This is a genomic window from Plantibacter elymi (nom. nud.) (genome assembly GCF_900177795.1).
In the GTDB taxonomy this organism is placed as follows: domain Bacteria; phylum Actinomycetota; class Actinomycetes; order Actinomycetales; family Microbacteriaceae; genus Plantibacter; species Plantibacter elymi.
On sequence record NZ_FXWJ01000005.1, the window covers coordinates 316,537 to 340,234 of the forward strand.

The 23,698-nt window shown below is 69.1% G+C and carries 21 protein-coding genes; 18 read left to right on the forward strand and 3 right to left on the reverse strand.

The window, feature by feature from the left end:
* Positions 1–196 precede the first annotated feature (196 nt).
* The 7 genes from CCK91_RS16740 (at position 197) to CCK91_RS16770 (ending at position 7,241) form a co-directional block, all read left to right on the forward strand.
* Entirely contained in the window at positions 197–1,387 is a 1,191-nt protein-coding gene (locus CCK91_RS16740; RefSeq protein ID WP_086474968.1) for a Gfo/Idh/MocA family protein, read from the forward strand.
* 50 nt (positions 1,388–1,437) lie between these two features.
* Positions 1,438–2,748, forward strand: coding sequence for an extracellular solute-binding protein (locus CCK91_RS16745; RefSeq protein ID WP_086474969.1), 1,311 nt, complete (start codon positions 1,438–1,440; stop codon positions 2,746–2,748).
* Positions 2,749–2,755: 7 nt separating this feature from the next.
* Positions 2,756–3,682: a carbohydrate ABC transporter permease gene (locus CCK91_RS16750; RefSeq protein WP_071258845.1), complete on the forward strand. Its 927-nt coding sequence runs from the start codon at positions 2,756–2,758 to the stop codon at positions 3,680–3,682.
* On the forward strand, positions 3,682–4,635 hold the full coding sequence (locus tag CCK91_RS16755) for a carbohydrate ABC transporter permease (RefSeq protein WP_086474970.1): 954 nt from the start codon (positions 3,682–3,684) through the stop codon (positions 4,633–4,635). Before CCK91_RS16750 ends, CCK91_RS16755 begins: the two co-directional genes overlap by 1 nt.
* Positions 4,636–4,684: 49 nt before the next feature.
* The gene (locus CCK91_RS16760; RefSeq protein ID WP_086474971.1) at positions 4,685–5,380 is read left to right on the forward strand and encodes a ThuA domain-containing protein; all 696 of its coding nucleotides are present in this window, start codon (positions 4,685–4,687) and stop codon (positions 5,378–5,380) included.
* Between the two features lie 5 nt (positions 5,381–5,385).
* A complete protein-coding gene (locus CCK91_RS16765; protein ID WP_086475124.1) occupies positions 5,386–6,519 on the forward strand; it encodes a Gfo/Idh/MocA family protein in 1,134 nt (377 codons plus the stop codon).
* Between the two features lie 80 nt (positions 6,520–6,599).
* Entirely contained in the window at positions 6,600–7,241 is a 642-nt protein-coding gene (locus tag CCK91_RS16770) for a hypothetical protein (RefSeq protein WP_086474972.1), read from the forward strand.
* A 6-nt stretch (positions 7,242–7,247) separates the two neighbouring features.
* Here CCK91_RS16770 and CCK91_RS16775 read toward each other — a convergent pair whose 3' ends face one another.
* The gene (locus CCK91_RS16775) at positions 7,248–7,751 is read right to left on the reverse strand and encodes a metallophosphoesterase family protein (protein WP_086474973.1); all 504 of its coding nucleotides are present in this window, start codon (positions 7,749–7,751) and stop codon (positions 7,248–7,250) included.
* Between the two features lie 222 nt (positions 7,752–7,973).
* On the opposite strand from CCK91_RS16775, the gene CCK91_RS16780 reads away from it, so the two are divergent.
* Positions 7,974–8,585, forward strand: coding sequence for a hypothetical protein (locus CCK91_RS16780; RefSeq protein WP_064295001.1), 612 nt, complete (start codon positions 7,974–7,976; stop codon positions 8,583–8,585).
* Between the two features lie 134 nt (positions 8,586–8,719).
* Here the strand turns inward: CCK91_RS16780 and CCK91_RS16785 are convergent, their stop codons facing one another.
* Positions 8,720–9,157 (reverse strand): GNAT family N-acetyltransferase, encoded by a 438-nt coding sequence (locus CCK91_RS16785; protein ID WP_086474974.1) that lies wholly within the window; start codon positions 9,155–9,157, stop codon positions 8,720–8,722.
* Between the two features lie 159 nt (positions 9,158–9,316).
* Here CCK91_RS16785 and CCK91_RS16790 point away from each other — a divergent pair, with 159 nt between their 5' ends.
* Positions 9,317–10,513 carry an ROK family protein gene (locus tag CCK91_RS16790; protein ID WP_242664588.1) on the forward strand — a complete coding sequence of 399 codons (1,197 nt, stop codon included), beginning with the start codon at positions 9,317–9,319 and terminating at the stop codon, positions 10,511–10,513.
* A gap of 231 nt (positions 10,514–10,744) precedes the next feature.
* Here the strand turns inward: CCK91_RS16790 and CCK91_RS16795 are convergent, their stop codons facing one another.
* Complete coding sequence (locus CCK91_RS16795) at positions 10,745–11,764, reverse strand: LacI family DNA-binding transcriptional regulator (RefSeq protein WP_064294998.1); 1,020 nt, start codon at positions 11,762–11,764, stop codon at positions 10,745–10,747.
* A gap of 134 nt (positions 11,765–11,898) precedes the next feature.
* On the opposite strand from CCK91_RS16795, the gene CCK91_RS16800 reads away from it, so the two are divergent.
* From CCK91_RS16800 to araA, 9 genes are all read left to right on the forward strand, one after another.
* On the forward strand, positions 11,899–12,918 hold the full coding sequence (locus CCK91_RS16800; RefSeq protein WP_086474975.1) for a serine hydrolase domain-containing protein: 1,020 nt from the start codon (positions 11,899–11,901) through the stop codon (positions 12,916–12,918).
* Between the two features lie 265 nt (positions 12,919–13,183).
* Positions 13,184–13,324, forward strand: a complete 141-nt coding sequence (locus CCK91_RS19740; RefSeq protein WP_165767080.1) for a hypothetical protein — start codon at positions 13,184–13,186, stop codon at positions 13,322–13,324.
* Positions 13,325–13,431: 107 nt separating this feature from the next.
* A complete protein-coding gene (gene chvE / locus CCK91_RS16805) occupies positions 13,432–14,544 on the forward strand; it encodes a multiple monosaccharide ABC transporter substrate-binding protein (protein WP_086474976.1) in 1,113 nt (370 codons plus the stop codon).
* A 137-nt stretch (positions 14,545–14,681) separates the two neighbouring features.
* Positions 14,682–16,190, forward strand: coding sequence for a multiple monosaccharide ABC transporter ATP-binding protein (gene mmsA, locus CCK91_RS16810; protein WP_086475126.1), 1,509 nt, complete (start codon positions 14,682–14,684; stop codon positions 16,188–16,190).
* Positions 16,191–16,222: 32 nt separating this feature from the next.
* Complete coding sequence (gene mmsB / locus CCK91_RS16815) at positions 16,223–17,476, forward strand: multiple monosaccharide ABC transporter permease (RefSeq protein WP_085512640.1); 1,254 nt, start codon at positions 16,223–16,225, stop codon at positions 17,474–17,476.
* A gap of 41 nt (positions 17,477–17,517) precedes the next feature.
* Entirely contained in the window at positions 17,518–19,254 is a 1,737-nt protein-coding gene (locus CCK91_RS16820; protein WP_086474977.1) for a sugar ABC transporter ATP-binding protein, read from the forward strand.
* A gap of 233 nt (positions 19,255–19,487) precedes the next feature.
* Positions 19,488–21,185, forward strand: coding sequence for a ribulokinase (gene araB / locus CCK91_RS16825; protein ID WP_369821914.1), 1,698 nt, complete (start codon positions 19,488–19,490; stop codon positions 21,183–21,185).
* The gene (locus tag CCK91_RS16830) at positions 21,182–21,889 is read left to right on the forward strand and encodes an L-ribulose-5-phosphate 4-epimerase (protein WP_071258853.1); all 708 of its coding nucleotides are present in this window, start codon (positions 21,182–21,184) and stop codon (positions 21,887–21,889) included. The genes araB and CCK91_RS16830 overlap by 4 nt, the downstream gene beginning before the upstream one ends.
* Positions 21,890–22,022: 133 nt before the next feature.
* Positions 22,023–23,540: an L-arabinose isomerase gene (araA, locus tag CCK91_RS16835; protein ID WP_056014267.1), complete on the forward strand. Its 1,518-nt coding sequence runs from the start codon at positions 22,023–22,025 to the stop codon at positions 23,538–23,540.
* The last annotated feature ends 158 nt before the right edge of the window (positions 23,541–23,698 follow it).

Consider the following 23,698-nt stretch of genomic DNA (forward strand, 5'->3'; position numbering starts at 1 on the left):
AGCGGCCGGGACTGTGCCGGAGTGACAGTTCGCGGGCAGGGGTGGGGATGGGCGGGACGGGCGGGCGCGAAAAGTTTCCAATGCGGGATGGGGAAGTTGCGGGGAGACAGGCGGCGGGGCTAGCTTCAGGGCACCGCAGCGAAGCGATCCGGAACCCCGGGGCCGCCGCTGCGCGAGCAGCTCGGGAGCATTGCACATGGCGGGAAGCGGACGGCCGGAACTCCGGGTCGCGATGATCGGATACGGCTTCATGGGAGCCGCGCACTCGCAGGCTTGGCGCACCGCACCGCGCTTCTTCGACCTCGACGCGGAACCGGTCATGGCCACGATCGTCGGCCGCAACGCCGAAGCACTCGAAGCGGCCCGCGTGAAGTTCGGCTGGGAGTCGGCCTCGACCGATTGGCGGAGCGTCATCGCCGACCCGTCCATCGACATCGTCGACGTCTGCACACCCGGCTCCTCGCACGTCGAGATCGCGATCGCCGCCCTCGAAGCCGGCAAGCACGTCCTCTGCGAGAAGCCGCTCGCCAACAGCGTCGAGGAGGCGGAGCTGATGGTCGCCGCGGCCGAGGCGGCGAGGGCTCGCGGTGTCCGCTCCATGGTCGGCTTCAGCTACCGTCGTGTGCCCGCCATCGGCTACGCCCGTCAGCTCATCGCGGAGGGCGCGCTCGGGGACGTCCGCCAGATCCGCGCGCTCTACCTCCAGGACTGGCTGAGCGACGCCGAGGGCCCGATGACGTGGCGCCTCGACAAGGACCAGGCCGGCTCCGGCTCGCTCGGCGACATCGGTGCGCACGCCATCGACCTCGTGCAGCACCTGACCGGCGCCCGACTCGACACCGTCAGCGGGACGCTCGCCACCTTCGTCACAGAGCGACCACTCCTCGGCGAGACCGTCGGCCTGAGCGGGACCGCCTCCGAGGAGCGCGGCGCGGTCACCGTCGACGACGCCGCCTGGTTCACCGCGAAGCTGACGGGCGGACTCGCGGACGGTGCCATCGGCGCCTTCGAGGCCACCCGCTACGCGACCGGCCGGAAGAACGCGCTCCGCATCGAGCTGAGTGGCTCCCGCGGAGCCATCGCCTTCGACCTCGAGCGGATGAACGAGCTCGAGGTCTACGACGCCACCGCTCCCGCCGGCAAGCAGGGCTTCACGCGCATCGTCGTCACCGAGCCGGAGCACCCGTACATGGCCGCCTGGTGGCCGACCGGCCACGGCATCGGCTACGAGCACCCGTTCTCGCACCAGGTGCGCGACCTCGTCCAGGCCATCACCGGCGGCACCGACCCCGAGCCGTCCTTCGCCGACGGGCTGCAGGTCCAGCGGGTCCTGCGCGCCGTCGAGTCCAGCGCCGCGAACGGCAGCGCCTGGACGCCCACCGACTGATCCGTCCCCATCGCACCACCAGCAGCAGCACCCACCAAGGAGAGAACGCAATGACGCTTCGTACTTCATCCCGCCGTCGGACCCGACTGGCCGCAGTCGCCCTCGGCGTCTCGGCCCTCATGCTCGGCGCGACCGCCTGCTCCAGCGGCGGCGGCGCCCCGAGTGGCAGCGCCACCCTCTGGGGCCTCACCGGCACCGACGAGGACACCGTCCTCGGCCCGTCGCTCAAGGAGTGGAACGGCGCCAACGCCGATGGCCAGATCGCAGCGACCTACTTCCAGAACGACGCCTACAAGACCAAGATCCGCACCGCCGTCGGCGCGGGCAGCGCTCCGACCATCATCTACAGCTGGGCGGGCGGGACCCTGAACTCCTACGTGGACGCCGGCAAGGTCGCCGACATCACCTCGGAGACCGCGGACGCCAAGGGCAAGTTCCTCGAGTCCGTCTGGAACCAGGGCGTCATCGACGACAAGGTCTACGCGGTGCCGATGAACGCCACCACGCCGATCATGTTCTATTACAACAAGGACGTCCTGAAGGCCGCCGGCGTCGAGGTCCCGACGACCTTCGACGAGATCGTCGACGCCATCCCCAAGCTCAAGGCCGCAGGCGTGGCCCCGTTCTCGCTCGCCGGCGCTTCCAAGTGGCCGTCGCTCATGTGGGAGGAGTACCTCGTCGACCGTGTCGCCGGCCCCGAGGCCTTCAACAAGATCATGGCCGGTGAAGCCGACGCGTGGAGCGACCCCGGCATCATCGAGGCGAACGAGAAGATCCAGGAGCTCGTGAAGGCCGGTGCCTTCGTCGACGGCTACGCCTCGGTCACCGCCGACAGCAACGCCGACGTCGCCCTGCTCTACACGGGCAAGGCCGCGATGATGCTCCAGGGCGCCTGGGTCATGACGACCTTCAAGCAGCAGGCGGCCGAGTTCGCCGAGAAGGGTCTCGGTTACACGACCTTCCCCGCCGTCACCGGTGGCAAGGGCGACCCGTCGAACATCGTGGGCAACCCGTCCGGGTACTTCTCCATCTCCGCCTCGGCGACGAAGGAGCAGAAGGCCAGCGCGCTCAAGTACCTCACCGAGGGTGTGTTCGACAAGGGCTACATCGACCGCATGGTCGAGGCCGGTCAGGTGCCGCCGATCACGGGTATCGACGACCAGATCGCGGACGCCGGCGGCGACTTCGGCACGACCGTCTACGACCTGACGAAGAACGCGAAGAACTTCCAGATGTCCTGGGACCAGGCGCTCCCGCCCGCACAGGCGACCGCGCTGCTGACGAACCTCGACCAGCTGTTCAACCTGCAGATCACGCCGCAGGAGTTCTCCGACAACATGAACAAGACGATCGGACAGTGATCTCCCGATGACCGTCACCCGTCCATTGAACGGGGCCCGAGGGGCCGGTGCGGCAGCGATGCGCCGCCGCACCGGCCCCAGTGGCTGGATGGTCGCGCCGGCGCTGGGCTTCTTCCTCGTCTTCGCGATCATCCCGCTCATCGTCGCCCTGTACCTGAGCTTCACCCGCTGGGACGCGATCACCGATCCCGCGTGGGTCGGCCTCGACAACTGGGCCTCGGTCCTCGTCGACCCGGTCGCGATCGACGCCCTCGTCCTGACCCTCAAGGTCATCGTGATCTCCTGGATCGTCCAGACCCCGATCAGCCTGCTGCTCGGGACCTGGACCGCCGGCAAGCAGCGCAACCGGGCCGTCCTCGGCGCGATCTTCTTCCTGCCGCTCCTGCTGTCGTCGGCGGCGACGGCCATCGCGTTCAAGGCGATCCTCGACCCGAACTTCGGCCTGTCGGCGTCGCTCGGCATCCCGTTCCTCAAGCAGGACTGGCTCGGCAACCAGCAGCTCGTGCTCTTCGTCGTGATCTTCATCATCGCGTGGCAGTTCGTGCCCTTCCACACGCTCCTGTTCCAGGGTGGCGTGCGACAGATCCCGGCGTCCCTCTACGAGGCGGCCGAGATCGACGGCGCGGGGACGGTCAAGCAGTTCTTCCACATCACGCTCCCGCAGCTGCGGTACACGCTCGTGACGTCCTCCACGCTCATGATCATCGGTTCGCTCACCTACTTCGACGTGATCTTCGTGCTCACCGGCGGCGTTCCGAGCGCGGGCACCCGCATCCTCCCGATCCTCATGTACGTGACGGGCTTCTCCGCGAGCCAGTTCGGGCAGGCGAGCGTCATGGCGATCATCCTGGCCGTCATCGGTCTCGCCATCGCCCTGCTGCTCACCAAGCTCAGCGGCTTCGCCAAGATGGACAGCCAACAGGAGGGCCTGTGATGTCAGCGACCAACCGACTCACGAAGCCCGGCGCACTGCCGACCGGGAGCCTCGACACCGTCAGCGTTTCGACCGCCGGTTCGCGACGCGGCCGCCCGGCCGAGCACGAGACGCGAGGCAAGCGCCCCCGAGGTGCCCGCCGCAAACCGAACATCATCGGCGGTATCGGCGCCTGGATCTGGCTGCTCATCATCGTGCTGCCGATCTACTACATCGTCATCACGAGCGTGCGTCCGCAGGCCGGGTTCTTCTCGAGCAACCAGCTCATCCCACCGACCGATCCGACGCTCGACGGCTACGCCCTCGTCCTGCAGAGCGACTTCTTCCTGTACCTCGGGAACAGCGTCATCATCACCGTCGCGAGCGTCGCCGTCACCGTGTTCGTCTGCCTCATGGCGTCGTACGCGATCGTCCGGACCAACTCGCGGTTCACGCGGGGAGCGTTCTCGTTCTTCCTGCTCGGCCTCGCGATCCCGCTGCAGGCGACGATCATCCCGCTGTTCTACATGCTCAGCAAGGCGGGACTCTACGACACCCTCCTGGCGCTGATCCTGCCGTCGATCGGCTTCGCGTTGCCCGTCACCGTGCTCATCCTGTCGAACTTCATCCGCGACATCCCCAAGGAGCTGTTCGAGTCGATGACCGTCGACGGGGCGTCGAGCTGGCGGACCCTCGTCTCGCTCGTCCTCCCGCTCGCCCGGCCGGCGATCGTCACCGTCGCGCTCTACAACGCGCTCAACGTGTGGAACGGGTTCCTGTTCCCACTCGTGCTCACGCAGTCGCCGAGCAACCGCGTGCTGCCGTTGTCGCTGTGGACGTTCCAGGGCTCGTTCAGCGTGAACGTGCCGGCGGTGCTCGCCGCCGTGGTCCTGTCGACCCTGCCGATCTTCATCCTGTACCTGTTCGGCCGACGCCAGTTGATCAGTGGCATGACCGCCGGCTTCAGCAAGTAGTGCTGGTCTCGAGCCGACCAATGACCGAACCATCCCCTGAGAGGAACACATGACTGACAAGCAGGCGCTCGTGGTGCGAGGCGGCTGGGACGGGCACATGCCCGTCGAGACGACCGCGGCCTTCATCCCCTTCCTGGAGGCGAACGGGTTCACCGTCCGCGTCGAGGACGGGACCACCGTCTACACGGACACCGACTACCTCGACACGGTCGACCTCATCGTGCAGATCAACACGATGAACACCATCGAGCCGGAGGAGTTCGCCTGCCTGCAACGCGCCGTCCTGAACGGGACGGGCATGGCCGGTTGGCACGGCGGGATCGCGGACTCGTACCGCAACAACGCCGACTATCTCCACATGATCGGTGGCCAGTTCGCGCACCACGCCGGCAAGGACCCGGCCGAGCGGACGGGGGAGCAGTCCGACAACTACATCCCTTACACCGTCCATATCACCGAGTACGGCCGGACGCACCCCATCACGGAGGGGATCGACGACTTCGACCTCGTCACCGAGCAGTACTGGGTGCTGAGCGACGAGTACAACGACGTCCTCGCGACGACGACGCAGGAGGTGCGGCCCTGGGACGCGTGGAACCGTCCCGTCACGGCGCCCGCCATCTGGACGCGGCAGTGGGGGAAGGGAAGGATCTTCGTGTCCGCTCCCGGCCACCGCATCGAGATCGTGGAAGACCCGAACGTCCGCACCATCATCGAAAGGGGCCTGCTGTGGGCAGCACGCTGAACGGAGTGTCCGAGACCGCAGGAGGATCCGTCTTCCGGGTCGGTGTCATCGGCGTCGGCAACATCTCGAAGCAGTACTTCGCCGAGTTCCCGAAACTGCCGAACCTCGAGCTCGTCGTCGTCGCGGACCTCGACCTCGCCCGCGCTGCGGAGGTCGCCGCCGAACAGGGCGTGCGGTCGTCGAGCGTCGACGAGCTGCTCGCCGACCCCGAGGTCGACGTCGTCCTGAACCTCACCATCCCGGCCGCGCACGCCGAGGTCGCGCTCCGAGCCCTCGAGGCCGGCAAGCACGTCTACGGGGAGAAGCCCCTGGCCCTGTCGACCGCCGAGGCGCGACCGGTGCTCGAGCTCGCGGCGGCGAAGGGACTCCGCGTCGGCAGCGCACCGGACACCGTCCTCGGGTCGGGCGTCCAGACGGCGCTCGCCGTGCTCGACAGCGGCGCCATCGGTCGGCCGATCGCCGCAGCCGTCGCCTGGAGCGCCCCGGGACACGAGCTGTGGCACCCGGCCCCCGCGTTCTACTACCAGCCGGGTGGCGGACCGCTCCTCGACATGGGCCCGTACTACCTGACGAGCCTCGTGTCGTTCTTCGGTCCCGTCGTACGGGTGTCGGGCGCGGTCGCGCGGTCGGATCGTGAGCGGACGGTGGCGACGGGGGCGCTGGCCGGGACGCCGATCCCGGTGCACGAGGAGGTCGACACGCACGTCACCGCGATCCTCGAGCACGCGAGCGGGGTGGTCTCGACCGTGACGGTGTCGTTCGAGGTGTGGGCGAGCCGCGTGCCGCTCTTCGAGGTCTACGGGACGGGCGGGACGGTCGCCGTGCCCGACCCGAACCGGTTCTCGGACCCGGTGGAGATCGCGACGGCCGACGACCGCACGTGGCGTGCCGTCCCCGACAGTGCCGGATTCGTCGACGCCGGGCGCGGCGTGGGCCTGTCCGACCTGGCCGAGGCGATCGAACAGGGCCGACCGCATCGGGCCTCGGGTGACCTCGCGTTCCACGTGTTGGAGATCATGGAGGCGATCATCGTCGCCGGTCGTGAGCACCGCGTCGTGGAGCTGACGAGCACCGTCCCCCGCCCGGCACCGGTGGCCCGCGAACTGTCACTTCAGCACAGTTCCAGCCGCTCGGACTAGCGTCGAGTGACAGTTCGCGGGCAGGGGAGGGGACCGGATGGTGTGCGAGGATGGGCTGATCCGAGCACACATTTGGGGGAATGATGTCGTTCACACGAGCACACCGACGTCCGGTCGTCACCGTCCTGACGATCGCCGCAGCACTGGCGTTGGCCGGCTGTTCGGGCGGCGCGGGAGCATCGACGCCCGCACCGACCGAGACCGTGACCACGACGGCCACGCCGACATCGTCGCCGACGCCGACCGGTCCCGACCTCGCCGATCCCGCGTCCTGGATCGTGTCGTTCACCGGGCTCGGCCCGATCGAGGTCGGCGCGCCGATCGAGGGCACGGCGTCGTTCATGACCGCCTTCACCGTGGCGACGCAGGAGGCCTGCCCGTGGGTGACCGCCTACGCCGCCGACGGACTGCCTTCCGTCTGGCTCCCCGATCCGCAGAGCACCGGCGTCGTGAACCAGATCGTCCTGCAGGCATGGGGCGGGCCCGCGTCTGCGGTGGTCGCCGCCTCGCCGACGACCGCTGAGGGCGTCGGCGTCGGATCCACCCTCGAGGAACTGCGGGCCGCCTACCCGGCGCTCACCGAGCAGCAGGGCAAGTACGCCGTCTTCTACGCCGTCACCGACGACGCCGGACACTGGATCAACTTCTCGGTGACCGACGACCTCGTCGACGGCATCGTGGTCCGCGACGAAGCGAAGATCGACAGCGAGTACTGCGGCTGATCCGCCTCAGCGGGTGACCGGGACGACCCGGACGTCCCTGAGCGCGCCGTCTTCAACCCGAGCGGTCATCATCGTGCACTCCGGTTGACGACGGCGGTCCGTCGGCGAGCCGGGGTTGAGCAGACGCAGGCCGGCGGACGAGACCGAATCCCACGGGATGTGGCTGTGCCCGAAGACCAGGACGTCGGTGTCGGGGAAGGCCTCGTCGGCCCGTCGCTCGCGACCGGTCGCCGCCCCGGTCTCGTGGACGACGGCGAACCGCAAGCCGTCGAGCTCGAAGCGCGCGACCTCGGGGAGACGCGCGCGGAGGCCTGGGCCGTCATTGTTGCCGAAGACGCCAATGAGGTGGGCCGAGCGTGCATCGAGGGCGTCGAGGGTCGCCTCATCGACCCAGTCACCCGCGTGGACGACGACGTCCGCTGCGTCGACGGCGGCCCAGACCGCGTCGGGCAGGACCTTCGCCCGCTTCGGCAGGTGGGTGTCGGCGAGGAGGAGCAGCGAAGTCGGCATGTTCCCACGGAAGCGGATCGCGCCGACGCCGTCAACCGGGTGGTGGTCCCGCGCCCGTCGACAGGCTCAGGGACCGGAGTGGGTTCAGGGACCGGAGCGGGTTCAGGGACCGGACGAGGCTCAGGGACCGGCGCGGGTTCAGGGACAGGACCAGGCTGGGCGACCGGGCTGCGGACCGCCGTTCACGGACGCTCCTGCAGGAGGGGCGACTAGGGTGATCCCATGCCCGCAACCGACCTTCGTTTCTCCGGGAGGATCGCCGGCTACGGCACCACGGGCGGCGTCCGCATCGTCCTCGGGCTCTGGTCCACCTCGCCGTTCGGCTCGTTCGCCGACGCGATGATCGAGGACTCCCGCGGCAAACGCCTGCTGCTCGCGCCGACGCAGGAGATCGCCGACTTCATCTCCTCCACGTACACCTTCGACGACGTCGAGATCGGCACCGTCGGCTGGACGCGCCTGCCGACGGGGCTCCGCTTCGTGGGCGGTCCGCTCGACACGACCCTCCGCATCGGCGGGAGCTCTCCGCTCGGCCGGGCGCTGCGGGTCGTCCCCAAACCCGTGGCCGTCAACCCTGTCTGGTTGCAGACCATCGACCCCCTCGCTCGCGTGCTCCAACCCGGCGCCCGGACGGCAGGCTCCGCCGGCAACGGTCGACGCGAGTACTACGGCGTGACCGGCGCTCGCCGCATCACCGCCGCCACCGCGAGCTGGTCCGGAGCGGACCTCGGCACCCTCGCCCGACTCGACCCACCTGTGCGCTTCGGCTTCGGCTCCGCGCCGGCCGACCCGCACCTCGTCGACATCGTCACCACGGTCCGCCAGCCGGCCTGAGCGGCTCCGGCGTCGCGCGGCTCACCCGCTAGCCGGTGCCGGCGTCGCGGGAGGAGATCCGCGTGGTGGCAGGACGTTCCTCTGCCGGACGTCCTGCTGCGGTGCCGATCTCCTGCTGCCGCACCGCTGGGTGTTCAGCCCCGGCGGACCATCCAGACGTCGACCTCGTCCTCGCGTTCGAGCGTGAAGCCGTGGCGCTCGTAGAGGCGGCGGGCCGGGCTGCGCTGCAGGACGTTGAGACGGAACGGGCGCGGGTCACCGTCGTCGGTCAGGAGCCGCGCGAGCACCGCGGTGCCGAGGCCAACGCCCTGGTGCTCGGGTGCGAGGTAGAAGTGCTCGAGCCACCGCTCGTCGGCTTCCGGGCGGAGGGCGACCAGCCCGGCCGTGACGCCGTCGACCTCGATCACCGAGGTGTGTTCCGGTCGATATCCGTCGAGGAAGCGCTGGCGCACGCGGGTCTCGTCGTAGCGACCGAGGCGCTCGAGGTCGGGCCGCATGACGACGGCGCGCAGCTCGGCCATCCAGGTCGAGTCGTCGATGGTGGCGGGGCGGAGCGTCCAGGCGGCGGGCATCCGTCCAGTCAACCATCCACGGCCGGAGGCGGGTGAACCGGCACGTGCCCGGGCTCGGGGCACTCCGTGGAAGGCGTGCCCCGAGGGGGTGTGAGTGCCGGGTGAACCGGCACGCGCCCGGATAGGGAACACTGGAGGGATCGAGCAGAGGGTGTGCGTGTGAGCGAGTCGACAGCGGTCGGGGCGGGTCCGGCGGGCGGATCCGGCATGGGGAGCGGACTCGACTCGGTGCGCCGCCGGAACCTCGGGCGGATCGTCGAGCTCGTGCACCAGGGCGGCGTGCAGTCGAGGTCGGCGCTCACGAAGGCGACCGGGCTCAACCGGTCGACGGTCGCCGCGCTCGTCACGGAACTCGCCTCGATCGGCATCGTCACGGAGTCGGTCCCGGTCGGCGGCCAGGGTGTCGGACGGCCGTCGCCGCTCGTCTCGGCCGGTCCGCGAGCCGTCGCGTTCGCGGCGAACCCGGAACTCGACGCGATCACGGTGGCGGCCGTGCGAATCGGCGGAGAAGTCGTCGAGCGCGTGCGTCGCGAGGTCGACACGACACCGACGGCGGCCGAGGCGACGGCCATCATCGCGGAGCTGGTCGCGGAACTCGCCGACCGCCTGCCCGACGAGGCGCGCGGTGGCGGCGGGATCGGGCTGGCGATCCCCGGTCTCGTCCGGGACGCCGACGGGGTCGTCCGGCTCGCACCGCACCTCGGATGGGTCGACGAGCCCCTGGTCGAACGGCTGCGTGGCGCGACCGGTCGTGCGGTGTTCGCGGCCAACGACGCGAGCCTCGGCGCTCGGGCGGAGCGGACCTTCGGGGCGGGCCGCGGTATCGACGACCTCGTCTACCTGAACGGTGGCGCGAGCGGTATCGGTGGTGGCATCATCGCCGGCGGCCGACCCGTCGGTGGTGCGCGCGGCTACGCGGGGGAGTTCGGTCACACCTCGGCGACGGCCGCCGGCAATGCGCTCGAAGACGCGGTCCGACGCAGTGAGCTGCTCCGCGTCGCCGGCCTCGCCGCGGGGGACGACGCGGTCCTCGAAGCGGCGCTCGCCGAGGGCATCGCGGCCGATCCGGCTGGGGTGATGCGGGAGGAGGTCGTCCGGCAGGCCAGGACGCTCGGGCGGGCGCTCGCCGGAACGGTGAACATCCTCGACCCCGAACTCGTCGTCCTCGGTGGGCATCTCGGGATCGTGCTCGAACTGGCGTCGGAGGAGTTGCACGACGCGGTCCGTGAGCGGGCGCTCGTCCCGCCGTTCGAGGACGTCACGATCGTGCGTGCGGAGCTCGGCCAGGACCTCCTGCTCATCGGTGCCGCGGAACTCGCGTTCGATCGACTCATCGCGGACCCCGCCGCCTGGTGATCGTCGCCTCGGGTGCTGTCGGCCTGGTGGTCAGCGCGGTGCGCTGGCGTGGGACGTGCTCACCCGGCGTCAGCGCGGTGCGCTGACGCGAGATCGCCCGAGTCGGCGTGGGCGCGGCGTGTGGACTCGAGCGCGGGCCTCCAGAGGGGTGCGCTCACGCGTGTGACCCGCGCTCACGTCAGCGCACCGCGCTGGCGCCACCACCACACACCAGACCACGACCACGAGGGGTCAGAAGGCCGGACGACCCGTCGACTTCCGCACGATCAGCTCCGGCTCGATCGTTCCGCGGTAGCCGACGGCGTCGACTTCGAGGTTGCCGAGCAATCGCGCGACACAGCGACGCCCCAGCTCGTCGAAGTCCTGCCGCACCGTCGTGAGCGGTGGCCAGAAGTGCGGCGCCTCCGGGATGTCGTCGAACCCCACGATCGACACGTCCCGGGGTACGTCGTACCCCTCGTCGCGGATCGCGTGGATGAGGCCGAGCGCCATCTGGTCGTTCGACGAGAAGATCGCCGTGAAGTCGCGCACCCGCATGAGTTCGATCCCGGCGCGATAGCCGAAGTCGGCGGTCCAGTCACCGAGGATCGGCGCGGTCGTCGGCACGTCCTGCGCACTCATCTCGGCGAGGAACCCGTGCATGCGCGCCTCCGCCTCGATCCAGTCCTGCGGCCCCGCGAGGTGGTAGATGTTCCGGTGGCCGAGCTCGATGAGGTGCCTCGTCGCCAAGCGTCCACCGGCGACCTGGTCGACACCGATCGAGTGGTCGTCGAGGTCGCCGCCGGACTGCACCGCGATGAACGGCACCCGCACCTGCAACTCCTCGATCGCCCGGAACACCCGGACCTGCGGCGCGATGACGACGATGCCGTCGACCGACTGCGCGAGCAGATGCTCGACGGCGGCGACGATCGACGCGTCGGAGACGTCGGGCAGGTTCGCCGTGCTGACGAGGTACCCGGCGTCCTTGCTCGCGTTCTCGATCGCCTGGATCATGCTCGCCGGACCGTACTGCGACCGCTGGCTCGCGAGCACGCCGATGGTCCGCGATCGACTCGTCACGAGCGCCCTGGCCGCCCGGTTTGGACGGTAGTTGACCTCGTCCATGACGGCGAGGACCCGGTCGCGGGTGGAGTCGCGGATGCTCGGGTGGTTGTTGAGCACTCGTGAGACCGTCTGGTGGGAGACCCCGGCCAGGCGTGCGACATCACGGATATTGGGGGCTCGCCCCCGTTCGGCGTCGTCGCTCACGGATTCCTCGGACCTCGATGTGCACGGTCACATTTCGTGCTGCACCCATTATGCACACGCCTCAGGCCCCCGACGGATCGGGTCCCCCAGGGTGCGTGGAGTCACGGAGGGGTCCGCGACGGTACCGTTGGGGGATGGATACCGAAAGCGTCGCCCGCGTCATCGAAGCCACCGACTTCTCGGGCGTCGTGCTCGTCAAACGCGGTGACGAGACGCTCTTCGAGGCCGCCCGAGGCCTCGCCTCGCGGGAGCGCGACGAGCCCATCACGCTCGACACCCGCTTCGACACGGCGTCCATCTCGAAGCTCTTCACCGCCGCCGCCGTGCTCCAGCAGGTCGACGCCGGACACATCGACCTCGACGAGTCGATCCACGAGTACGTCGACCTCGACGGCACCACCATCCGCCGCGACGTCCAGCTGCTCCACCTGCTCACCCACACCTCCGGCATCGCCGACGACGCCGACGAGACGGCCGGCGAGAGCTACGACGACCTCTGGGCCGAGCGCCCGGCCTCGTCGATCCGCGAGACCGCCGACCTCCTGCCACTCTTCGCCGACAAGGAGCCGCTCGCGGCCCCCGGCGAGGAGGCGAACTACGTCAACGCGGGCTACGTGCTGCTCGGGCTCGCGCTCGAGGGCGTGACGGGGCTGCCCTACCGCCAGCTCATCGAGCAGCAGGTGTTCGCGCTGCTCGGCATGGACCACTCGGGCTTCGTCGACCGTCGGACGGGCGAGCCCGGCCTGGCCGAGGGCGGCGACGTCGACGACGACGGCGTCTGGCACTCGAACGCCGACGCGTTCCCGCCGCTCGGCGGCCCGGACGCCGGCGCGCAGTCCACCGCGGCCGACCTCATCACCTTCCTGCGGGCCGCCCGCGACGCGAAGATCCTCACCGCCGAACTGACCGAGGAGTTCACCTCCCCGCAGATCGAGGTCGACGAGGAGATCTCCTACGGCTTCGGCTTCGAGTTCGACGTCGACGAGGACGGCCAGGTGCGATCGATGTACCTCGACGGTGTCAACCCCGGCGCGAGCGGCATCGTCCGCACGTACTTCGGCCCGACCGCCGCCGACGCCATCGACGTCGTCGTGCTGTCGAACTCCGAGGACGGCGCCTGGGACGTCATCCGCGCGATCGACGCCGAACTCTAGTCACCCACTGGGATCGACCGGGCACGCGTCCGGGTTCGCGGCACGTCGTGCGAGGCGTGCCCATGACCCTGGCACGTGCCCGGTGCAGCATCCTGAGAGCGCGACCATGCCCCGACGGTCGCCGGTTATGAAAATGAGACCCATCCCGACTTGACATCAGGTGGAGGTCTGGGGCTATCGTGTGACACACAATGTGAACGGTCACATTCGGAGTGACGAGGAAGTCGACGTGGGAACGAAGCGCAATGGAGCGAGCAGGTCGGCGATGAGCCACCTCCCGATCCACGGCACCGATCGATCCGACCACGACTCCCTCTCGGCCCGGCTCTCCGCCGGCCACCTCTCCCTGCACCCTCGCCGGCACCACGACGAGGCGTCCGCACCCGCACCCGCGAACGCCACGTAGCCGACGAGCGGCCTCGATGAGCTGGACACATCGATGCCGACAGACCTGCGCATGACAATGACGTCCAAGCAACTCCCTAGGGAAGGAACCACACAGTGAAGAAGAGAATGCTCCTCGCCACGCTGGCCGCAGGCACGATGGTCGTGTCGCTCGCCGGTTGCTCCGGCGGCGCAAGCGGCGGATCGAGCGGCGGCGAAGGCGACGGCAAGCTCGTCGGCGTCGCGATGCCCACCAAGAGCTCCGAGCGCTGGATCCAGGACGGCAACGCCGTCAAGGAGCAGCTGGAGAAGGAGGGCTTCAAGGTCGACCTGCAGTACGCCGAGGACGACATCCCGACCCAGGTCTCGCAGATCGAGAACATGATCACCAAGGGCGCTTCCGTCCTGATCATCGCCTCGATCGACGGCACCACGCTCACGAGCGTGCTGCAGGAGGCCAAGGACGGCGACATCCCCGTCATCGCCTACGACCGCCTGATCCGCGACAGCGAGAACGTCGACTACTACGCGTCGTTCGACAACTACAAGGTCGGCGTGCAGCAGGCCAACTCGGTCCTCAACGGCCTCGGCCTCGTCGACCTCGAGGGCAAGCCCACCGAGGGCGCACCCGCCGGTCCGTTCAACATCGAGATGTTCGCCGGCTCGCCCGACGACAACAACGCCACGTTCTTCTGGGACGGCGCTCAGGACACCCTGAAGCCGTTCATCGACGCGGGCACCCTCAAGGTCGCCAGCGGCCAGACCTCCTTCGAGCAGGCTGCAACGCTCCGTTGGGACGGTGAGACCGCGCAGAAGCGTATGGAGAACATCCTCACGTCGACCTACTCCGACGGCAGCAAGGTCAACGCGGTCCTGTCGCCCTACGACGGCATCTCGCGAGGCATCATCTCGGCGCTGACCGACGCCGGCTACTCGGTGGGCGACGGCTGGCCCGTCATCTCCGGTCAGGACGCCGAGCTCGACTCGGTCAAGGCCATCGAGTCCGGCGAGCAGTACGCGACCATCTTCAAGGACACCCGCCAGCTGGCGAGCGAAGCCGTCAAGATGGCCGTCGCCGTGCTGAACGGTGAGAAGCCCGAGGTCAACAACACCGAGGACTACGACAACGGCAAGAAGGTCGTCCCGTCCTTCCTCCTCGAGTCGCAGATCGTCGTCAAGGACAACATCCAGGAGGTCCTCGTGGACTCCGGTTACTGGACCGAAGACGAGATCAAGGGCTAGTCAGTCCTGCAACACCCCTTTCGACAGGCTCAGGGAACGGAATCACTTCCGATCCCTGAGCCTGTCGGAGGGCCCGGTTCAACGACGATCACCTGTAAGGAGACACGGTGTCAGGCGAGACCACGAGCATCCTCGAGATGCGCAACATCATCAAGACCTTCCCCGGCGTCAAGGCCCTCTCGAACGTCACGCTCGATGTGCAGCGCGGTACCGTGCACGCCATCTGCGGTGAGAACGGCGCCGGCAAGTCGACGCTCATGAAGGTGTTGTCCGGCGTCTACCCGTTCGGCACCTACGAGGGCGACATCGTCTTCGAGGGCGAGACGATGGAGTTCAAGGACATCCGCGACTCGGAGTCCAAGGGCATCGTCATCATCCACCAGGAGCTGGCCCTCAGCCCCTACCTCTCCATCGCGGAGAACATCTTCCTCAACAACGAGCTGAAGGGGCCGCTCGGCCTCATCGACTGGAACCGCACCAACCAGGAGGCGGCAGCCCTGCTCGCCCGGGTCGGCCTGCGGGAGAACCCGACGACCAAGATCCTCGAGATCGGCGTCGGCAAGCAGCAGCTCGTCGAGATCGCGAAGGCCCTCTCGAAGCGCGTGAAGCTCCTCATCCTCGACGAGCCGACCGCCGCACTGAACGACGAGGACTCCGACCACCTGCTCGACCTGATCCTGCACCTCAAGGAGCAGGGCATCACGTCGATCATCATCAGCCATAAGCTCAACGAGATCAAGAAGGTCGCCGACACCGTCACCGTCATCCGCGACGGCAAGACCATCGAGACGATCGTGAAGAACGACGTCACCGAAGAGCGCATCATCAAGGACATGGTCGGCCGCGACCTCGAGCACCGCTACCCGGACCACACGCCGAACATCGGCGAGGAGATCCTGCGCGTCGAGGACTGGACCGCCCACCACCCGCAGGACCCGACCCGCGTGATGGTCGACGCCGTCAACCTCAACGTCCGCGCCGGTGAGATCGTCGGCATCGCCGGCCTCATGGGCGCCGGCCGCACGGAGTTCGCGATGAGCTTGTTCGGACAGTCGTACGGCAGTCGCATCAGCGGCAAGGTCTACAAGAACGGCACCGAGATCCGCACCCGCACGGTGTCGGAGGCGATCGACAACGGCCTCGCGTACGCCACCGAGGACCGCAAGTACTACGGCCTCAACCTCATCGAGGACATCAAGCGGAACATCTCGATGGCCTCGCTGAAGAAGCTCGAACGCGGCGGACTCGTCAACGACAACGAGGAGTACAAGGTCGCCGAGGAGTACCGGAAGAGCATGAACATCAAGGCTCCGAACGTGCTCGCGAAGACTGGGAAGCTCTCGGGCGGCAACCAGCAGAAGGTCGTCCTGTCGAAGTGGATCTACTCCGACCCCGACGTCCTCATCCTCGATGAGCCCACCCGCGGCATCGACGTCGGTGCGAAGTACGAGATCTACACGATCATCAACCGCCTCGCCGCCGAGGGGAAGGGCGTCATCGTCATCTCCTCCGAGCTCCCCGAGCTCATCGGCATCTGCGACCGCATCTACGCCCTCAGCGAGGGCCGCATCACCGGCGAACTGCCGATCGAGGAAGCGAACCCCGAAGCGCTCCTCAAACTCATGACCATGGAGAAGCCCCGCTGACGCGGGCGCGGACGGATCGAAGGAGAACCGCAATGTCCGATCTGGACACCAAACCCACCGTCCCGGCAGGCGACGGCACCGCCGCCGGCGGCCTCGTCAACCCGGCCACCAACCGCTTCACGAGCTGGCTGACCCACATCCTCAGCGACCTCGGCAAGAACGGCATCTTCATCGCCCTCCTGCTCGTCGTCGTGTTCTTCGCCGTCATCACCGACGGCATCCTGCTGCGGCCGCAGAACATCTCCAACCTGATCGTGCAGAACGGGTACATCCTCGTCCTCGCGATCGGCATGGTGATGGTCATCATCGCCGGCCACATCGACCTGTCGGTCGGTTCCGTCGCGGCCTTCGTCGGTGCGGTCTCCGGTGTGTTCGCCGTGCAGATGCAGATGCCGTGGTGGATCGCGATCATCCTGTCGCTCGCCATCGGCGCGCTCGTCGGTGTCTGGCAGGGCTTCTGGATCGCGTACGTCGGGATCCCGGCGTTCATCGTGACACTGGCCGGCATGCTCATCTTCCGCGGCCTCGCGCTCGTGGTCCTCGGCAACGCCAACATCGGTTCCTTCCCGGCGGAGTACCGCGCGCTCGGCAACGGCTTCCTGAACGACGTGTTCGGTGACTTCCCGATCGACCCACTGACGCTCGGTATCGGCGTCATCGCCGTCGTCGGCCTCGTCGTACAGCAGGTCCGCACGCGCCTCGGCCGTCAGAAGTACGGCCAGGACACCGAGCCGTTCCCGTGGTTCGTCGCCAAGCTCGTCCTCATCATCGCGGGCATCGGCTTCTTCGTGTACGCCCTCGCCGCGTACAAGGGCATCCCGGTCACGCTCATCGTGCTGGCCGTCCTCGTGCTCGTCTACGGCATCGTCATGAACCGCTCGGTCTTCGGCCGCCACATCTACGCGATCGGTGGCAACCGTCACGCCGCGGAGCTGTCCGGTATCAAGACCCGCAAGGTCGACTTCTTCCTGTTCGTCAACATGGGCTTCCTCGCGGCGCTCGCCGGCCTCATCTTCACGGCCCGCCTGAACCTCGCCGGTCCGAAGGCCGGTGACGGCTTCGAGCTCGAGGCGATCTCCGCCGCCTTCATCGGTGGAGCCGCGGTGCAGGGTGGCGTCGGTACCATCGGCGGCGCGATCATCGGTGGTCTCATCATCGGGGTGCTGAACAACGGCATGTCGATCATCGGCCTCGGCATCGAGTGGCAGCAGGCCGTCAAGGGCCTCGTGCTGCTGCTGGCCGTCGCGTTCGACGTCTACAACAAGCGCCGCAGCGGCGGACGCTGATCCCGAGGTCCGCGACAGCGGAACCCGGATCGATCCGACGCATGGACATCCACCACGGAGGCGAGAGCACCGGCGACCTGGCCGGTGCCCTCGCCTCCGTGCGTGGTGGCGAGGAGACCGCTGAGCGCGAGTCCTCATCGGCCCCGCCAGCGGCGCTCGCGATCCTGCGGGACGGTCGGCCGCTGCTCGAGGTGTCCGTCGGTACGGTGCACGCCGTGCTCGGACCGGTCTCCACGCTCCGGCACCTGATCGCGCGGTTGTCCGGGACGTCTCCCGCCCCGCGCGGCGCGGCCAGGGCGTCCGGTTCCGAGACGGTGCTCGTCGCCGGCAGGCCGGCGCGGTTGTCGTCCCGGGCTACGTCGAGTGCCTCCGGGGTGGCCGTCGTGACGGCCGGGCAGGCCATCAGCTGGTCGCAGACCATCGGTGAGAACGTGCTGCTCGGGTCCGAGCGTGCGGCGGGACTGCGGGAGACGGTCATGCGCCTCCTCCGAGGACCGTCCGCCGACGGGACGTCCGTGGGGCAGAGCGATGCCGCGCGGATCCACCGCGCCCTGAGTATCGTCGGGCTCGACCGGTCACCCGCGGACTCCGCCGGCGCCCTGTCGGTCGTGGAGCGTCGGCTCGTTGAGCTGGCCAGGGCGGTCGCCGCTGAGGCGTCGCTCATCGTGATCGACGACAGTGGCCCCGCACTTCGAGCGGACGAGGTCGAGCGTTGGCGACAGGCGATGGTCGAGGTGGCCCGAGCTCCTCGAACCGCCGACCCCGCACCCGGTGTCCTGCTCGCGACCGGGGCCGTGACCGGGCTGGCGAGCGTCGCATCGGCCGCGACCGTGATCGCCGTCGGTGGCGACCCGTCGCCCCCGATCCGGCTGTCGGCCGTGGACGGTGAACGTGAGGTGGTCGCCGCGTTGGCCGCCGGGGTGGGCGGCGTCGACGCGTTCCGTCCGCTTGCCGGCGGTTCATCGACGTCGGGGCGTGCCTCGTCGATCGCGTCCTCGGTGACGGCTGCCGGCCTCGCCGTCGAACACTGGACCGCGAGCCACCCGGCGGACCCCGAGTGGACCGTCGTCGACGACCTGTCCTTCACCTGCGCGCCGGGGGAGGTGCTCGGGCTGTTCGGTCCGCCCGACTCCGGTGCCGGGGAGGTGCTGCTGAGCGTCTTCGGGCGGTCGTACGGGGCACGGACCCGCGGCACGGTCGCGCTCGACGGTGCGGTGGTCGACGTCTCGACGACGGAGCTGGCGCGCGCTGCGGGGGTCCTCTACACGACCGAGCATCCGATCCGCTTCGACCTCTCCTTCCTCGGCGGGGTGCCGTCGAGCGTCTCCCCGGACGCCCTCACGAGGATGGTCAGGCTCGGTGTGGCCGACCCGCGCCGCGACTACCGGGCGACCACCGTGCCGAGCGGCCTGGTCGCCGCACTCCCCGGCGCACACCGTGGGCCGGACGCCGACCAGTTCACCGAGTCGCTCCGCGTCGTCGCGGACACGGGGGCGCGTGCCGTGCTGCTCGCCGAACCGTTCGGTGCGGCGGGAGCGCCCGGCTCCGAGGACGGACGTCGGCGGGCTGAGCGGTGCGCCCTGATCCGTTCGCTCGCGGCGTCCGGCCGCGCGGTCGTCGTCTCGAGCGAGGACCCTGCGGTGCTCGCGGCCGTCTGTGACCGGGTCCTCGCCATCCGCGCGGGCCGGATCGTGGGGACCGTGGGCGCGGTCGGCGTCGCGGATGCCGAACGGCTCGACACGCGTGCCATCCTCGAGGCGATGGGCGGTCTCGCATGAGTCGAGATCGCATCGTCCTGTCCATGGCCACGGCAATATACAACGTTGTACACTGGAGCGCGGCCCAGCCCTGATCCACCCGACCGAGCAGCCGCCCCCACCCGCTTGCATCACAGCATCGCGAACCAACCGAGCACCAGATCGACGAAGGAGTCCCACCGGTGAACACCGAGCAGAACCCGGCCGCCAGCGCCCACGAGCAGGCGACAGCCACACACGCAGAGACCTACACGATCGGCGTCGACTTCGGCACGCTGTCCGGCCGAGCCGTCGTCGTGCGTGTGTCCGACGGTGCCGAGCTCGGGTCGGCGGTGCTCGACTACCCGCACGCCGTGATGGACCGTGAGCTCGCCTCGACCGGTGCCGCGCTGCCGCCCGACTGGGCGCTGCAGGTGCCGGCCGACTACGTCGCCGTCATGCAGTCCGCCGTGCCGCGCGCTGTCGAGGCCGCCGGGATCGACCCCGCCGCCGTCATCGGCATCGGCACCGACTTCACCGCCTGCACGATGGTCCCCGTCATCGCCGACGGGACGCCGCTCAACGAGCTGCCCGAGTACGCCGACCGCCCGCACGCCTACGTGAAGCTGTGGAAGCACCACTCCGCGCAGCCGCAGGCGGACCGCATCAACGAACTCGCCGCCGAGCGGGGCGAGTCCTGGCTGCCGCGCTACGGCGGCCTCATCTCCAGCGAGTGGGAGTTCGCCAAGGGACTCCAGCTCCTCGAGGAGGACCCCGAACTCTACGAGCGCATGGACCACTGGGTCGAGGCGGCCGACTGGATCATCTGGCAGCTCACCGGCACGTACGTGCGCAACGCGTGCACCGCCGGCTACAAGGGCATCTACCAGGACGGTGCCTACCCGAGCCACGAGTTCCTCGCGGCCCTCAACCCCGCCTTCGAGCGCTTCGCAGACGACAAGGTCGCCCACGAGATCGGTGAACTGGGCGCCGCCGCCGGCACCCTGTCGGCCGAAGCCGCTGCGTGGACCGGTCTCCGCGAGGGCATCGCGGTCGCCGTCGGGAACGTCGACGCGCACGTCGCGGCACCCGCGGCGCAGGCCGTCTCGCCCGGCCAGATGGTCGCGATCATGGGCACCTCCACCTGCCACGTCATGAACGGCGACGTCCTCCGCGAGGTCCCGGGCATGTGCGGCGTCGTCGACGGCGGCATCATCGCCGGCCTCTACGGCTACGAGGCCGGGCAGTCGGGCGTCGGCGACATCTTCGCCTGGTACGTCGCGAACCAGGTCCCCGCCCGATACACCGAGGAGGCCGCGGCGCGTGGTGTCAGCATCCACGAGCACCTCACCTCGCTCATCCAGGACCAGCCCGTCGGCGCGCACGGGCTCGTCGCCCTCGACTGGCACTCGGGCAACCGCTCGGTCCTCGTCGACCACGAGCTCTCCGGCACCGTCCTCGGCCTGACACTCACGACCCGCACCGAGGAGGTCTACCGCGCATTGTTCGAGGCGACCGCGTTCGGCACCCGGAAGATCGTCGAGACGTTCAACGCCTCGGGCGTCCCCGTCACCGAGTTCATCGTCGCCGGCGGTCTGCAGCGGAACCCGTTCCTCATGCAGACGTACTCCGACATCCTCCGCCTGCCGATCTCCATCACGGCGAGCGACCAGGGGCCCGCGCTCGGCTCGGCCATCCACGCCGCCGTCGCCGCCGGGGCCTACCCGGACGTCCCGGCCGCCAGTGCCGCCATGGGCAAGGTGAACCGCGCCGTCTACGCGCCGAACGAGGCCGCTGCCGACGCGTACGACCTGCTCTACGCGGAGTACGCGACGCTCCACGACTACTTCGGTCGTGGCGCCAACGACGTCATGAAGCGCCTGAAGCGCATCCGCCGAGCCGCCCTCGGTGGCGGCGTCGACAGCCTGCCGACCGACACCGAGACCACCGCCCTCGAAGGAGCAACCGCGTGAACACCTACTCGCCTGAAATCGAGGTCGCGATCGCGCGCGTCCGGTCCGACGTCGCCAAGCTGCACGGCGAGCTCGTCCGGTACGGGCTCGTCATCTGGACCGGCGGCAACGTCTCCGGGCGGGTGCCGGGAGCCGACCTCTTCGTCATCAAGCCCTCCGGCGTCGACTACGACGACCTCGCACCCGAGAACATGATCCTCTGCGACCTCGACGGCAACGTCATCCCGGGCACGCCCGGTGCTGAGCGCTCGCCGTCGAGCGACACCGCGGCGCACGCATACGTCTATCGGCATATGCCCGAGGTCGGCGGCGTCGTGCACACCCACTCCACCTACGCGGTGGCGTGGGCGGCACGCGCCGAGCCCATCCCGTGCGTCATCACGGCGATGGCCGACGAGTTCGGCGGAGAGGTCCCGATCGGTCCGTTCTCGATCATCGGCGACGACTCGATCGGACGCGGCATCGTCGAGACGCTCACCGGCCACCGCTCCCGCGCCGTGCTCATGCAGAACCACGGTCCGTTCACGATCGGGAAGGACGCCCGCGACGCCGTGAAGGCCGCGGTCATGGTCGAGGACGTCGCCCGCACCGTGCACATCTCGCGTCAGCTCGGCGAGCCGAAGCCCATGCCGACCGAGGCGATCGACGCCCTGTTCGACCGCTACCAGAACGTCTACGGCCAGGCGCCGCAGGGCGCGCTCTAACCAGAACGACCTCCGGTCCGATCCCGGTCCCTGACACCCTCCCGGTCCCTGAGCTTGTCGAAGGGCCACCCCACCACGGTCCCGCCCTTCGACAGGCTCAGGGATCGAAACGACCTCAAGAAAGAACACACCCATGCCGAAGCCCACCACCACGCTCGACCACTACACCGTCTGGTTCCTCACCGGCAGCCAGAACCTCTACGGCGAGGAGACCCTCCGTCAGGTCGCCGAGCAGTCCCAGGCCATCGCCGCCGAGCTCGGCGCCGCCGCCGACGTCCCCGTGCGGATCGAGTGGAAGCCCGTCCTCAAGGACTCCGAGTCGATCCGTCGCGCCATGCTCGACGCGAACGCCGACGACAGCGTCATCGGTCTCGTCACCTGGATGCACACCTTCAGCCCGGCCAAGATGTGGATCGCCGGCCTCGACGCGCTGCAGAAGCCGCTGCTCCACCTCCACACGCAGGCGAACGTCGAGCTGCCGTGGTCGGAGATCGACTTCGACTTCATGAACCTCAACCAGGCCGCGCACGGCGACCGCGAGTTCGGGTACATCCAGACGCGTCTGGGCGTCGCCCGCAAGACGGTCGTCGGCCACGTCTCCGACCCGCGCGTCCAGCGTGAGGTCGGCACCTGGCAGCGCGCCGCCGCGGGTTGGGCGGCCACCCACGAGCTCAAGCTCGCACGCTTCGGCGACAACATGCGTTACGTCGCCGTCACCGAAGGTGACAAGACCGAGGCCGAGCTGCGCTTCGGTGTGCAGGTCAACACGTGGAGCGTCAACGAGCTGGCTGAGGCCGTGCACGCATCGACGGACGCCGACATCGACGCGCTCGTCGCCGAGTACGAGGAGCTGTACGACGTCGTCCCCGAGCTGCGGAAGGGCGGCGAGCGGCACGAGTCGCTCCGCTACGGCGCCGCGATCGAGCTGGGGCTGCGCTCCTTCCTCGAGGCCGGCGACTTCGCCGCGTTCACGACGAGCTTCGAAGACCTCGGCGAGCTGCGTCAGCTGCCGGGCCTCGCCGTCCAGCGCCTCATGGCCGACGGCTACGGCTTCGGTGCGGAGGGCGACTGGAAGACCGCCGTCCTCGTGCGCGCCGCGTCCGTCATGGGTGCCGGCCTCCCCGGTGGCGCCTCGCTCATGGAGGATTACACGTACCACATGGAGCCCGGCAACGAGCTCATCCTCGGTGCGCACATGCTCGAGGTCAGCCCGACGCTCTCCTCGGCTCGTGCCACCCTCGAGGTGCACCCGCTCGGCATCGGCGGCAAGGAGGACCCGGTGCGCCTCGTCTTCACGGCCGACTCCGGCCCCGCCGTGGTCGTCGCGATGAGCGACATGCGCGACCGCTTCCGGCTGACGGCGAACGTCGTCGAGGTCGTCCAGCCCATCGAGGCCCTGCCGAAGCTGCCCGTCGGGCGCGCCGTGTGGAAGCCGGCTCCGGACTTCGCGACCTCGGCCGCTGCCTGGCTCACCGCCGGTGCCGCGCACCACACCGTCATGTCGACCGCGGTCGGGGTCGAGGTGTTCGCCGACTTCGCGGAGATCGCCAAGACCGAGCTCCTCGTGATCGACGAGTCGACCACCACGCGCGACTTCCAGCGCGAGGTCCGCTGGAACAACGCGTACTACCGCCTCGCCCAGGGGTTCTAGCCAACCCTCCCGGGCACGTGCCCGCTCTCGCGGCACGCCTTGCACGGCGTGCCGCGAGAGCGGAGCAGTGCCTGTGGCTTCGGACGAGTGTGCGTCACAGGGCGAGCGGAGGGCGCTCGCTCCACAAGGGCGACATCTGAAGCTCGCGACGCTGCACC